Below are 12,932 nucleotides of genomic sequence, written 5' to 3'. Positions count from 1 at the left end.
GCGTGTGCGGGGAACAACATGCCCCCACCGCCGTCGGGCAGGCTCGCGGTCTGTCGGTCAGCCGGACCGCGGCCTGCCGTGCCAGTCCAGGCACACGATCAGCGCGTCGTCGTTCGGGACGGCTTCGCCGCGGTGGCCGGTCAGTTCCCGCAGGACGGCGCGCGGCACCTCCGCGGCGGGCAGCAGGCGGGTGGAGTGGATGGCCCGGGCGAGAGCCGCCTCCCCGTACGCCTCGCCCCGCGGGGAGGCCACGGCATGCACCCCGTCACTGACGAAGACGAGCCGGTCACCGGGCTCGGCGTGGAAGTCCTGCGCGACGTAGTCGGTCTCCTCGAACATGCCCAGGGGGAGCTGGGCGTCGAAGTCGACCCGTTCCACCGTGCCGCCGCGCAGCCGCAGCAGCTGCGGGGAGCCGGCGTCCACGACGCTCGCCCGGCCGGTGGCCAGGTCGAAGTCGAACATCAGGACGGACAAATAACTGTGCCCCCGGTAGTGGGCGTAGACGGCCTGGTCGGCCAGGGCCGCCTGGTCGGCGATGGGCAGTCCGGCGCGCCGGGCGTTGCGCAGCGCGTTGATGGCCAGATTCGTCAGCAGGGACGCCTCTATGCCCTCGCCCATGCCGTTGGTGACGTACAGCATCAGGTGGTCGGCCGTGGCGGACCAGTCGAAGTTGTCGCCGAAGATGGCGTAGGCGGGCTCCAGCTGTGCCCCCAGCTCGTACTCGGGGCGGGAGCAGGCGCGCCCCGGCAGCAGTTGCCACTGCATCTCGGCGGCCAGTGTCAGCCGGTCCTTGCGCCGCGCCTGGAGGTAGAGGTCGGTGTCGCGCTCCGCCACGACCAGTTCGTGGCCCAGCACCTCGGCGATGTCGGCCAGTTCGGACTCCCACTGCCGCGTGGCATCGCTGTCGAAGAGGGTGACGGACAGCACGCCGAGCCGGTCGCCGCGCACACTGACGGGCAGATGCAGACGCGTCCGCCCGCCGCGCCCTTCCTCCCGGTACGGCCGCTGTGCACTGAAGGCCCGTCCCGCCGGACTGTTGTGCACCGACACCGGCTCCAGCGTGTGCGGCAGTACCGACACCGGCTGGAGCACGCTCAGGCTGTAGTCGGCCATGAACAGCTCGACGTCCTCCGCGCCGTACTGCTCGATCAGTACGGCACGGATGGCGTCGAGCAACTCGTGGGGGGCCGCTGTGCGCAGAGCGCGTTCAACGGCCAGAAATCTCTTCATGATGGAAAAACACCTGTCCTTCGCCGGACCATGTACGGGCCTCGCTCACGAGGCCGGCTCCGCTCGACCATCCCGGTCCTGTGGGGTCGGTGAGCTCGCCTAGTACGCTGACAGGCACCCCAGTGCCTGCGAGAGTGTGATCGTGACTGCCTTCCGCCGCCGCTCAGAGCCTGATGAGGTCGCCAGTGTGACCACCACGGCCGTCGAGCTGCTGGAGGTCGTGTGGGGCCGGGCCTCGACCGCGCCCACCTCCCCGTCGCAGCTGCGGGTCCTGCATATCCTCGAGCACCACGACGGCATCAACCTGCGCACCCTCGCCGAATCCCTCGCCTCGACCCCGCCGTCCACCAGTCGGCTCTGCGACCGGCTGGTGGCGGCCGGGTTCGTCGAACGGGTCGTGAGCGAGGAGAACCGACGGGAGGTGCGGCTGCACCTCAGCGGACGGGGCCGCGCCTTCCTCGTCGACCTGCGCGCCCGCAGGGAGAGGGAGTTGCAGACCGTGCTGGCGGACATGTCCGCCGCCCAGCGGATCGCGCTGCTGGAAGGCCTGGAGGCGTTCTGCGCCGCAGCGGCCACGCAGACGCACGACGGTGCGGCGGGCTCCGGCAGCCGGACCGCCTGAACCGCCGAGCACGCCCCCGGCGTCTTCGTCACCTTTCGACAGGGGTGACCAGCACACGGAGTGGTCTCCGCCCACCGGAGCATTCCAGGTCCTTCCCCGTACGGCACGGTTGCCGTGCTGCTTCCTGGCTTCCTCGTCGAACGGCGACAAGCCGCCCGACCGCCCTTACCTGAACTCGCTTACCCCGTCGCGCCGAGTTGTTAGGTGGGTGTGCCGTATGTCTCTCGATTGAGGGAAGCTGCGCATGCACGGAGCCATCCGGGGAAGGCTGACCGGATTTCGGCTTCTTCAGCCGAAGCGCAGGATGCGCGGGGCGAAGGTGCCTTCGGGGCCGTCGGCGCGGCCGACCGCCCACACCGTCTCCGTGCCCGGCACCGGCGCCAGCCGCAGCGCCCGGGAGTCTCCCTCCCCGGCCACCGCCGGTTCGCCGTACTCGGTGAACGACTGTCCGTTCCAGGCGAGGAAGTCCGGACCGGCCACGAGGGGCGGAGTGCTGCCCGGCGGGCCCCACTTCTGCGAGCGGCCCACCGAGACCCAGGCCAGCTCGCCGGACGGGGAGGCGGCCAGCGAACTGATCGAGCCGAAATCGGTGGGCACACTCACCCGGCTCCACGTCTGCCCGTCGAAGCGGACCAGCAGCGGCGGAATCGGCCGGCCCGGCGGACCGCCGACGAAGCCGGCCGTGCCGCCCGCCCACACCTCGGTCGGCGAGACCGCCAGCACACTGCCCACGGCCGACCGCGGAGAGCCGTCCACGATCGTCTGCTGCCACACCTGCCCGTTCCAGTGGGACACGGCCGCACCCGCGTCGGTGGCGCCCGCGGCCCAGACGTCGTCGGCCGCCTTGACGTCCAGGCCGTACACCGAGCCCGGCGGCACCGGCACGTCCTGCCAGACCTGCCCCTCCCGGCGCAGCAGCACCTGGGCGCCGTCCCGCGAACCGATCAGCCAGGTTTCACCGCCGCCCGCGACGACTTCGGTCAGCGCCACACCGGCCGGCGGCCGGCTCTCGGACCAGGCGACGCCGTCGAAGTGGAGCAGACGGGCGCCGGCCGATGCGTCGCGGCCCACCGCCCAGACCGCGGTCGGTGAGGTGGCGGCGACGGACAGCAGCTCACCCTGCCAGCCCATCCCGGACAGGCTCTGGCGCTGCCACGCGGTTCCGTCCCAGCGCAGCACCAGCGGAAAGCCCGGCGCCTCGCGGCCCACGGCGTCGGCGCCGACCGCCCACGCCCGGTCCGGGCCGAACGCCACGGCCTCGTTCAGCGCGGCCTGCGGGCGTACCTGGGCCGGGACCGGGACGTGGTGCCAGGACAGGGGTTCGGCCGCGGCCGAGCTCATGACGGTGACGAGGGCCATGACGACGGCTAGGACCGCGACGTGAAGTCTGCGTGCCATGGGTCAGCCTCCCAGCCGCTCGCTCATCAGGTTCGGTTTCGAGCCGTAGATCTCGACCGTGCCGAAGGACAGCAGCGCCGCCCCGGCCCTCGCCAGCGCACGCGGTCTGACATCGATCGCGTTCGGGCGTTCAGGGCCGTAGGAGAAGGTGGTGCGCGGGCCGTCCACGCGCGCGTACTTGGACTGGAACGCGCGGTCGCTGCGCACCGGCAGCCACAGCGCACCGTCCGGGCCGCGCACCATGGCCTCGGTGTAGGTGTCACCCAGCGGCGGGTAGGTGGTGCGCCACGCGTGCCCGTTGAAGGTCATCAGATAGGTGCGGGCCACGCCGTCGGTGTAGTGGCTGCCGCCGATCGTGATCCGGCCGGACGGTTCGAGCAGGAGGGTGTGCACGTTGCTGTCCGGCGGCAGCGGCACCTTCGCGTCCCGCCACGCCGTGCCGTCCCAGTGCAGCACGGCGGTCCCGGTGTCGGTGTCCGCCCAGGCCCAGGCGTCGGTGGCGGTACGCGCGGTGATCCCCATCAGGTACAGCACACCCTCCGGGACGGCCTGCGTGGTCCAGCCGGAACCGTTGTACCGCAGCACCTTCAGTCCGGTGTCGTCCTCACCGACCACCCACGCGGCCCCCGGTACGGCGGCGAAGTCCTGGTACGTCCACAGGGTCTGCGGCAGCGGGACGCCACTCCAGCCTCCCGCCGACCGGCGCAGGATCTCGCCCTCGCCCGCGCGGTTGTGGAGGATCCACACCTCCGCGCCGACGAACTGCACCTTGCCCAGCCAGCCCGGTTCGCCGGACCCGGGGAAGGTGGTGTCCCGGCTCCACGCCGAGCCGTCCCAGCGGTACAGCATCGGCCGCAGTCCGTCGGGGGCCTGCTCGTACCCGGTCGCCCACGCCTCACGCGGCCCGCGGGCGGCGAGGTCGGACACGGTCACGGGCGGGGTGGCCGCCGGCACTGCCAGCGCGGACCAACTAGGCGTCACGGCCCGGTCCGGTGTCACAGCCGCGGCCGGCGACACCATCGCGGCGCACGTGATCACGAGGCAGACGACGACCGCACGGAGACCGTTCACGAGACCCCCCAGAACGCGACGGTCGCACGCTATTGGCCGTCACCGACACCTGGACAGACGGCATTCGGCCGATCGTGACCCCTGAGGGCACGGTTCATAGGCCGGACAGGAGGGTTGTGAGTTCGGCCGGGAGCGCGAGATCGTTTCAGACGAAACTGCCGGTGTCGTCCGTCGGAGGACCTCCGTGACCGCTCCCACGCCCGAGTCGCTGCCCGCCCCGCCCTACTACGCCGTGGTGTTCACCGCCGTGCGCACCGCCGGCGACAACGGCTACGCGGAGATGGACGAGCGGTTGTTCGAACTCGCTGCCGACCAGCCGGGATTCCTGGGCATCGATGCCGCTCGCGGCGCGAACGGCCTGGGGATCACGGTGTCGTACTGGAGGGACGAGGCCTCGATCGCCGCCTGGCGCAATCACGCGGAGCACACCGTGGCCCGTGCGCAAGGACGCGAGCACTGGTACGCCTCGTTCTCGCTGCACGTGGCCAAGGTCGAGCGCGCCTACGGGTTCGTCCGCCCGGCAGACGCGTAGGCCGCGTCCGCCTGTTCGCCCTCCACTCAGGAGGACGTGGGCTCCAGGCGTACGACGATGCCCTTGGACGTGGGCTGGTTGCTGATGTCGGCAACGCTGTCCAGCGGCACCAGGACGTTGGTCTCGGGGTAGTAGGCGGCGGCGGAGCCCTGTGCGGCGGGGTAGGGGACGACCTCGAAGTTGTGGGCGCGGCGCTCGGTGCCGTCCGCCCAGACACTGACCAGGTCGACACGGTCGCCCTGGGCGAGGCCGAGTCCGGAGAGGTCGGCCGGGTTGACCAGCACGACGTGGCGGCTGCCGTGGATGCCGCGGTAGCGGTCGTTGAGCGTGTAGGGGATGGTGTTCCACTGGTCGTGCGAGCGCAGGGTCTGCAACAGCAGGTGGCCCTCGGGAGCCTTCGGGACCACCCGCTCGTTACGGGTGAACAGCGCCTTCCCGGCCGACGTGTTGAACACGCCCTCGTTGACGGGGTTGGGCAGTTGGAAGCCACCGGGGCGCGTCACCCGCGCGTTGAAGTCGTGGAATCCCGGCACGATGCGGGAGATGTGGTCGCGGATCGTGCCGTAGTCCCCCTCGAACCGGTCCCAGGGGATGTCCGGCTTGCCGCCGAGGGTGCGGCGGGCCAGTCGGCACAGGATCGCGACCTCGCTGAGCAGCAGGTGAGAAGCCGGTGCGAGGCGCCCCTGCGAGGTGTGCACCTCGCTCATGGAGTTCTCCACCGTGACGAACTGCTCGCCGTCGGCCTGGACGTCGCGTTCGGTCCGGCCGAGCGTCGGCAGGATCAGCGCCGTGTCACCGCAGACGGTGTGCGACCGGTTCAGCTTGGTGGAGATGTGGGCGGTCAGCCGGCACGAACGCATCGCCTCCTCGGTGACCTCGCTGTCGGGAGCGGCGCGTACGAAGTTGCCGGCCAGGGCGAGGAAGACCTTGACGCGGCCCTCACGCATCGCCTTGATCGAGTTCACCGAGTCGAGCCCGTGCGGCCGCGGGGGATCGAAGCCGAACTCCTCCTGGAGCGCGTCGAGGAACGAGTCCGGCATCTGCTCCCAGATCCCCATGGTGCGATCGCCCTGGACATTGCTGTGCCCGCGCACCGGGCAGACGCCCGCGCCGGCCCGCCCCAGGTTGCCGCGCAGCAGCATGAAGTTGACGATCTCCCGGATCGTGGGCACGCCGTGCTTGTGCTGGGTGATGCCCATCGCCCAGCAGACGATGACGCGGTCACTGCGCAGGACCTCGTCGCGGACCTTCTCGATCTCCTCGCGGGTCAGTCCGGTCGCCGCGCGCACGTCGTCCCAGTCGACGCCGCGCGCGTGCTGGGCGAACTCCTCGAAGCCCGCGGTGTGCGCCTCGATGAAGTCGTGGTCCAGGACGGTGCCGGGCCGGGCGTCCTCCGCCTCCAGCAGCAGGCGGTTGAGGGCCTGGAACAGCGCGAGGTCGCCGCCGGGCTTGATGTGCAGGAAGCGGTCGGCGATCTGGGTGCCGCGTCCGATGACCCCGCTCGGCTTCTGCGGGTTCTTGAAGCGCCGTAGCCCGGCCTCGGGGAGCGGGTTGACCGCCACGATGCGGGCACCGTTGCGCTTGGCCTCCTCCAGGGCGGAGAGCTGGCGTGGATGGTTGGTGCCGGGGTTCTGCCCGACCAGGAAGATCAGGTCGGCGTGGTGGAGGTCGTCGAGGCTGACGGTGCCCTTGCCGGTGCCCAGCGTCTCGCTCAGGGCGAAGCCGCTGGACTCGTGGCACATGTTGCTGCAGTCGGGCAGGTTGTTGGTGCCGTAGGCGCGGGCGAAGAGCTGGAGCACGAAGGCGGCTTCGTTGCTGGCCCGGCCCGAGGTGTAGAAGACGGCCTCGTCGGGGGAGGAGAGCGAGGTGAGTTCCCCGGCGAGCACGCCCAGGGCGTCGTTCCAGCTGATCGGCTCGTAGTGGTCGGAGTCCGGCCGCTTGATCATCGGCTCGGTGAGGCGGCCCTGCTGGTTGAGCCACATGTCGGAGCGTCCGGCCAGGTCGGAGACGCTGTGCTCACGGAAGAAGTCGGCGCTGATCCGGCGTTTGGTGGCCTCGTCGTTGATGTGCTTGGCGCCGTTCTCGCAGTACTCGTTGCGATGGCGCTTGCCCGGGGCCGGATCCGCCCAGGCGCAGCCGGGACAGTCGATGCCGCCCACCTGGTTCATGGTCAGCAGGTCCACCCCGGTGGTGCGTGGTGACGTCTGCTCCAGGGAGTACTCCAGGGCGTGCACGACCGCGGGAACCCCGGCCGCCCACTTCTTCGGCGGTGTCACGGAGAGGGTGGTCTCCGGCTCCTCGCCGGGCGGGTTCTGCATCGCATCGCCTTTCTGTTGCCGCGGCTCGCTCGCCGCTGTGTCCTGCCGCGTCGGTACGCGGGTCAGCCGACGGGCCACTGGGCCACACGGCTCCTGGGCGGCTCCGGGTGGTCGTGCTGTACCCGGCCGTTGCGGATGGTGCCGCGCCAGGCCCCGCCCTCCTGTCCCAGCCCCTCGATGAACTGCTTGAAGTTCTGCAGTTCGCGGCGCACCAGCCGGGCGGTCACCTGCGTGACCTTGGAAGAGCCGGTGAGCCGTTTCGTGGCTCCGCGCGGCTCCAGAAGCATCCGGACGGTGATGGCCGTGCCGCCCGACTCCGTCGCCCGGAACTCCACCTCGCCCTGGTGCGAGGGGCGCTGCTCCAGGCCGCGCCAGGCCAGGTAGGCGTCCGGGTCCTGCTCCACGATCTCCACCGCGAAGCGGCGGCGCAGCGGCCCGTAGCCGATGGTCCAGGCGGTCACGGTGGGCCTGACCTGCTCCACACCGTGCACCACGCTCGAGAACCGGGGGAACGCCTTGAACTGCGTCCACTGGTTGTACGCCGTCCGCACCGGCACCGCGACCTCGACGGTCTCCTCGACGTGCTGCGCCCGCAGGGGCCGACGGCGCCTGACGCCGGCGCTGTCCGGGCGCAGCCCTGGCGTGTTCGGGACGGCCTGCTGGGAGTCGTGTTCGCGCGCCATCGTGGCCTCTCCTCCGGTGAGGGAGCCGGGGCGTCGCCACACCCGACCCCCTTCGTGCGTCAGGGCTTCTCTCCCGGTTCCCACATCGGGGTTTTCGAGTCGCCCCAATGCGTCAGGGTTCCACTCGGCCCAGGTCTGGGGGTCCGAATACTCTCGCGGGATGCGGAGCAGGGCCGAGGCCCTCGACCTCGCCTCAGGCCGCGCTCGTTCGGGCTTCGGTGAGATACACCTCGGCCGGGGTGCCTGAGGTGTTGCGCAGGTCGAAGACCTGGTGTCCCGCGCCGGGTGGGTTGCGCTGACGATCGTATGCAGGCCGCCGGTCGCGAGCCGCGTTTCTGACCAGCTCCGGACCACTCGCGGTGTGCGGCGCCATGTGGCCTGGTCAGGAGGTTCGTCACGGTGGGGGTGCGGTGGCAGGCGTTCGTCCGGTCAGGCTCATCGCTGCCTCGCGTGGTCCATCGGCGGTCGGACGGGGCCGGGCATGCCGTCGGTCCGGGCTTCCAGGGCGTGCAGCACGGCCACCATGTCCGCGTCGCCGTGGCCCAGTTCGACGGCCTCGCCGTACAGGGCGTGGCAGGCGTCGAGGAGCGGCGAGGCCAGGTCGGCCTTGCGGGCGGCCTCGGCGATCAGACGGTTGTTCTCCAGGACGTTGCCGGCGGCGGCCTGCACGGTGAAGTCGCGGGCCAGCAACTTGGGCCCCTTCACCCGTGAGACGGCACTGGCCATCGGGCCCGCGTCCAGGACGTCCCGGAGCAGACGCTGGTCGAGTCCGTGGCGGTCGGCGAAGTGGAACGCCTCGGCCAGCCCGGTGACCAGGGTGATCAGGAACAGGTTCACCGAGAACTTCATCAGCAGCGCGCCGGGGACCGCACCGCAGTCGAACGTCTCCCGGCACATGGCGGCCAGCAGGGGGCGTACGGCGGCGACGGCGTCGTCGTCACCGGCCGTCATGCCCACCAGTTCACCCTGCTCGGCGGGGATGCGGGAGCCGGAGACGGGAGCCTCGACGTACCTGCCGCCCGCAGCCCGGACGGCGTCCTGCAGACCGGCCGAGAACTCGGCCGACGTCGTGCCCATGTGGACGACTGTCCGTCCGGACACGAGGTCGGTGAAGTCCGGGGTGCCGCGCCCCAGTACGGCGTCCACGGCTGCCTCGTCGGCCAGCATGAGGAACACGGTTCCGGCCCGCTCGAAGACCTCGGCCGGGCTCGCGGCGATCTCGGCTCCGGCGGCGCGTAGGGCCTGGCTCCGGCCGGGAGTGCGGTTCCACACCACGAGAGGCGTCCCGGCCCGGGCGAGGTTGAGGGCCATGGGCTGACCCATGGTTCCGAGGCCGATGAATCCCACGTTCACGAGGCACCGCCCATTCCGGCCCACGCCGAGGCCGAGCCGTTGCCGCACGCTATGACAGCGGTCATAGTAAGCATGTCTATGACGGCGGTCATAGAGTGAACCTCGTACTGCATCAGATGCGGAGGTCGGCGATGGCGGTGTCCGAGAGGGGAGCACGGGAGCGGATGGTCTTCAGCGCGGCCCAGCTCATCCGGCGCGACGGGGTCGCCGCCACCGGCATGCGCGAGGTCGCCGCCCACGCCGGTGCGCCGCGCGGTTCGCTCCAGCACTACTTCCCCGGCGGCAAGGAACAACTGGTCAACGAGGCGGTGGAGTGGGCAGGCCGCTACGCGGGCAAGCGCGTGGCCCGTTTCCTCGCCGCCCTGCCCGAACCGACACCGAGCGGGCTGTTCGCCGGGATGGTGCGCCAGTGGACGGACGAGTACGAGAGCGCCGGCTTCGCGGGCGGCTGCCCCGTCGCCGCCGCCACGGTGGACTGGGCGGAGTCGACCGCGTCCACACGGACGGCGGTGGCGGAGGCGTTCGCCACCTGGACCGGTCCGGTGGCCCACGCACTGGCCGACATGGGCGTACCCGAGGAGCGCGCCGGTGCGCTGGCCACCCTCATGGTGAGCGCTTTGGAGGGAGCGATCCTCATGGCGCGGGCGGAGCGGGATGTACGTCCGTTGACGACCGTGGCTCGTGAACTCGGCCCCCTTCTCGACGCGGCGGTCGGCCTGGAGGGCTGACCGGTACGGTGCGGCCGGCCCCACGGGCGGCGGGCGCGGGCACGTACGCGCCGTGATGCGACAGGAGCGGCCGCGCCCCTCAATCACGCGGCGTGACTGGGGACCACTCGACCATCCCGGGAAGCGCGTCGGCGCACCAGCCGAGTGCCGCTGCCACGTCTCGGCCAGTCCCGGCTCATGCGTTCAGGACGGCGTCGGAGCGGCCGACGATCTGCCGGAGTTCGCGAGCGCTTCTGCGCGACAGGGCCTGCATCGTGGCATCGAGGAGAGCGCGGGCTTCGAAGGGATCGCCGCAGCAGTCCCAGTGCATGTCGCCCCACTCGTAGGTGTTCCAGAGTTGGCGCTCGGGTCGGTGGACGTATTCCTTCCACAGGCGCACCGCCGCGCTGACGTCTCCGGTAAGCAGGTAGTTGCGGGTGCGTTCGAGGTGCAGGATCTCGGACAGCGCACGCGCCGACAAGCCGTCGATGACCGGCGTCGCTTCTGGTCTCGGGTGGCGGGGCATGCCGTCCCGGACGTGTCCTGGCCGTCTACGCGGCATGGGCCTTTCGGTACGTCGTCATGCCGTACATCGTGCCACGATCTCGAACGGTGTCGAACGGTTTGCCGTGGGGGTTCCTGTGGCGGCGTCTCACCTGTGGTCGATACTCGCCGGCGTCCTCAGGATGGCGCTTGCGACGACGTCGAAGAGGTGGTCGGCGCGTGGGGCGAGCGTGGGTTGGTCGCCGAGCCATGCGAGTGCCGCGATCAGCGCGAACAGGTCGGTGCCGTCGATGTCTTCCCGGGCGGTGCCGGCGGTCTGGGCGCGGGTGAGGAGCCGTGCGCCGGCCGCACGCAGGGTGACGCACGAGGCGTGGAGGGCGGAGTCGGCGTCCTCGATGGCGGCGGCCATCAGCACGGTCACGCCCCGGTACTCGGTGGTCCATGCGACGCAGTCGCGCAGCCAGGAAACGAGAGCGTCTTCGGGCGAGCCGGACGTCTCGAGTTCGCTCGCCTTCGCCGTCAGCTCGTCGAAGCTGGTGCGCAGCAGGGCTTCGAGCAGTGCCTCGCGGGTGGGGAAGTGGCGCAGCAGCGTCGCGAGCCCTACCCCGGCCCTGCGGGCGATGTCGCGCAGCGACACCTCGACGCCCTGCTCGGCGATGACGGCGCCCGCGACGGCGAGCAACAGCACATGAACGCGCCGCACGCGGACACATCCAAGGCAAGATCGTCCTCACGGTCGCCTAGGGCTCCTGGGAAATGAGCTGAGGCGAGTGGGCTGACCAGAGGCGCTGCTGTGGGGGGTGCGGTGAGGTCGATGGTGGTCCGGGGAAGGAACAGGTGCGCCACGTACCGCGCCCGGCATGACAAGCTGGGCTTCCCATTGCCCGAACCCAGGAGGTCACGATGACCGCAGAAGCTGCGTCCCCAGAAGGTTCGGAGCCGGCTGACACCGAGACGTCTGCCCTCACGCCCGACAGCGACGGCAACTACGATCTCAAGCGCAAGTTCCGCGAGGCGTTGGAACGAAAGCGCGGTGCGCAGGCGGACGCCGCCGACCTTGCTGCCAACCCCAACGCGTCGAAGATCCGTGGGGCGCACGGCCCGGCTTCGAGCCAGCGGTCGTTCCGGCGCAAGAGCGGGGGCTGAGCGCGGCGCGGTGCCGGAATCTGACCACCTGCACCGCCCCAACGGGCCCTGCCTCTTCGCCGAGGCAGGGCCCTGTTTGCGTGCGAGGAGCCGGTGCGGCCGTCACCGGACTCTACGTCGCGCGTGTCTGCACGAGACGCCGCGAAGTCGGCAGCCCGGCAGTCAGTTCAGAGCTGGTGCTTCTCGAGAGGGGAAGCGGTAGATCCGGCAGCGGGAGATACCCGAGGTCGCTGTGGGCGGGGATGGGGAACGGGCTGTCGGAAGCCGGCCCGGACTGCGGATGCAGCCAGGCGGTACCGCCCGCGGTCTCGTCGCCGTTGAGGCGGCGCTCCGCTGTCCAGCCGTCCGGTCCGTAACGCCCCTCGGTGACGGATACGAGGCCGCTCCGCCACGCCGGATCCGTGGCCGTGAAGCCGATGCGGAAACCTCGGCCGACCGCGAGGAAGACGTCCTCCTCCTGGGCCACGACGATGCCGTAACCGTATGTGCCCGTGGGGTCGACACCGATGGGGGCCGACCGGGTCACCGTCAGGACGACCGAGCCGATGGTCAGCTCGATGCGCGGAATTGTGTCATCGAGGTGGAACCCCCTGGTGACGGCCGGTGTGGCGTCCGCGCGGGTCAGCGCGGACTCGGCCTGACGGAGGAGGTCGTAGACGTCGGAAAGGTCGGCGAGTTCGGGGAGGTCGGCCGAGTCCGTGCCGAACGGCGAGACGCCCAGAGCGTGGTACTCGCCGATCGCGAGCAGCGCGTGCCCGGCACCCGCCGCGTCACGGCGCATCTCCGGTATGAAGAGACCGTCCGACATGGCCAGGAAGTCGCCCAACACCGTCTGGGGCAGGCTGAAGTAGAAGTCGGGGGCGAACAGATCGACCGTGGCCGCGATCGTTCGCCAGACGCCGGCCACGCGTGGCAGCGGCCCTCCGCAGGGAAAGGTGCCCGGGACCTGGCCCCCGGCGACCGCGAAGCCCGGGATGTCGAGGTCGATCTCGCTGTCCAGCCAGGCGTTGATGAAGAAGGGCACGGGGGAGACGGCCCGGCCCGCCCTCGCCAGCTTCTCGATGTGGCTCGCGAGTGCCCAGGCCATGACCGACTCGTCGCGTGTCGAGGGATCGCCCGGCAGGTCGCTCCAGCACACGTCCGCGGGTACGGCCGCCGCGTCCCGCGAGGACAGCACGACATCGCGGAGGTTCTCGGGAACGGGCCGGGCGAAGGCCTGCTGCGCCTGCCGGGACCGGTCGCGGGAGGCGCCGAGCAGTCCGACCTCGTTCTCGATCTGCACCATGAGCACGGTGCGGTCTTCTGCGTCGATCTCCTCGACGTACTCCATCAGACGGCGGAACGCGGCCAGGTCGAGGTCGCCGGGCG

Annotated in this window: 13 protein-coding genes; 4 read left to right on the top strand and 9 right to left on the bottom strand. The window is 70.9% G+C overall.

Annotated elements, in window-relative coordinates; genetic code table 11:
* Positions 1-57: 57 nt before the first annotated feature.
* Positions 58-1,230: a PP2C family protein-serine/threonine phosphatase gene (locus tag ABZT06_RS14380; RefSeq protein WP_355739889.1), complete on the bottom strand. Its 1,173-nt coding sequence runs from the start codon at positions 1,228-1,230 to the stop codon at positions 58-60.
* 187 nt (positions 1,231-1,417) lie between these two features.
* Here ABZT06_RS14380 and ABZT06_RS14375 point away from each other — a divergent pair, with 187 nt between their 5' ends.
* Positions 1,418-1,852, top strand: a complete 435-nt coding sequence (locus ABZT06_RS14375; RefSeq protein WP_355739887.1) for a MarR family transcriptional regulator — start codon at positions 1,418-1,420, stop codon at positions 1,850-1,852.
* Positions 1,853-2,140: 288 nt separating this feature from the next.
* On the opposite strand, the gene ABZT06_RS14370 is transcribed toward ABZT06_RS14375, so the two are convergent.
* Positions 2,141-3,250, bottom strand: a complete 1,110-nt coding sequence (locus ABZT06_RS14370) for a hypothetical protein (protein ID WP_355739884.1) — start codon at positions 3,248-3,250, stop codon at positions 2,141-2,143.
* A gap of 3 nt (positions 3,251-3,253) precedes the next feature.
* On the bottom strand, positions 3,254-4,321 hold the full coding sequence (locus ABZT06_RS14365) for a hypothetical protein (RefSeq protein ID WP_355739881.1): 1,068 nt from the start codon (positions 4,319-4,321) through the stop codon (positions 3,254-3,256).
* A gap of 184 nt (positions 4,322-4,505) precedes the next feature.
* Between ABZT06_RS14365 and ABZT06_RS14360 the strand changes: the two genes are divergently transcribed.
* Entirely contained in the window at positions 4,506-4,853 is a 348-nt protein-coding gene (locus ABZT06_RS14360; RefSeq protein WP_355739878.1) for an antibiotic biosynthesis monooxygenase, read from the top strand.
* Between the two features lie 26 nt (positions 4,854-4,879).
* On the opposite strand, the gene ABZT06_RS14355 is transcribed toward ABZT06_RS14360, so the two are convergent.
* The 3 genes from ABZT06_RS14355 to ABZT06_RS14345 all read right to left on the bottom strand — a co-directional run bounded on the left by ABZT06_RS14355 (position 4,880) and on the right by ABZT06_RS14345 (position 9,207).
* A complete protein-coding gene (locus ABZT06_RS14355) occupies positions 4,880-7,171 on the bottom strand; it encodes an FdhF/YdeP family oxidoreductase (RefSeq protein WP_355739875.1) in 2,292 nt (763 codons plus the stop codon).
* 62 nt (positions 7,172-7,233) lie between these two features.
* A complete protein-coding gene (locus ABZT06_RS14350) occupies positions 7,234-7,854 on the bottom strand; it encodes an SRPBCC family protein (RefSeq protein WP_355739873.1) in 621 nt (206 codons plus the stop codon).
* A 435-nt stretch (positions 7,855-8,289) separates the two neighbouring features.
* Positions 8,290-9,207 carry an NAD(P)-dependent oxidoreductase gene (locus ABZT06_RS14345; RefSeq protein ID WP_355739870.1) on the bottom strand — a complete coding sequence of 306 codons (918 nt, stop codon included), beginning with the start codon at positions 9,205-9,207 and terminating at the stop codon, positions 8,290-8,292.
* Between the two features lie 131 nt (positions 9,208-9,338).
* On the opposite strand from ABZT06_RS14345, the gene ABZT06_RS14340 reads away from it, so the two are divergent.
* Complete coding sequence (locus ABZT06_RS14340; RefSeq protein ID WP_355739867.1) at positions 9,339-9,935, top strand: TetR/AcrR family transcriptional regulator; 597 nt, start codon at positions 9,339-9,341, stop codon at positions 9,933-9,935.
* Positions 9,936-10,110: 175 nt separating this feature from the next.
* Here the strand turns inward: ABZT06_RS14340 and ABZT06_RS14335 are convergent, their stop codons facing one another.
* Both ABZT06_RS14335 and ABZT06_RS14330 read right to left on the bottom strand, forming a co-directional pair.
* On the bottom strand, positions 10,111-10,476 hold the full coding sequence (locus ABZT06_RS14335) for a hypothetical protein (protein WP_355739864.1): 366 nt from the start codon (positions 10,474-10,476) through the stop codon (positions 10,111-10,113).
* Positions 10,477-10,566: 90 nt separating this feature from the next.
* The gene (locus ABZT06_RS14330; RefSeq protein WP_355739861.1) at positions 10,567-11,121 is read right to left on the bottom strand and encodes a helix-turn-helix domain-containing protein; all 555 of its coding nucleotides are present in this window, start codon (positions 11,119-11,121) and stop codon (positions 10,567-10,569) included.
* A 200-nt stretch (positions 11,122-11,321) separates the two neighbouring features.
* Here ABZT06_RS14330 and ABZT06_RS14325 point away from each other — a divergent pair, with 200 nt between their 5' ends.
* Positions 11,322-11,564, top strand: a complete 243-nt coding sequence (locus tag ABZT06_RS14325) for a DUF5302 domain-containing protein (RefSeq protein ID WP_355739859.1) — start codon at positions 11,322-11,324, stop codon at positions 11,562-11,564.
* Positions 11,565-11,676: 112 nt separating this feature from the next.
* Here the strand turns inward: ABZT06_RS14325 and ABZT06_RS14320 are convergent, their stop codons facing one another.
* Positions 11,677-12,894, bottom strand: a complete 1,218-nt coding sequence (locus ABZT06_RS14320; RefSeq protein ID WP_355739856.1) for a DUF5597 domain-containing protein — start codon at positions 12,892-12,894, stop codon at positions 11,677-11,679.
* Between the last annotated feature and the right edge of the window lie 38 nt (positions 12,895-12,932).

It is taken from the genome of Streptomyces sp. NPDC005483, from assembly GCF_040606035.1.
Classification (GTDB): Bacteria; Actinomycetota; Actinomycetes; order Streptomycetales; family Streptomycetaceae; genus Streptomyces.
Note: the sequence above shows the minus strand (reverse complement) of the source record. Positions and strands in the feature narration are given on the sequence as shown.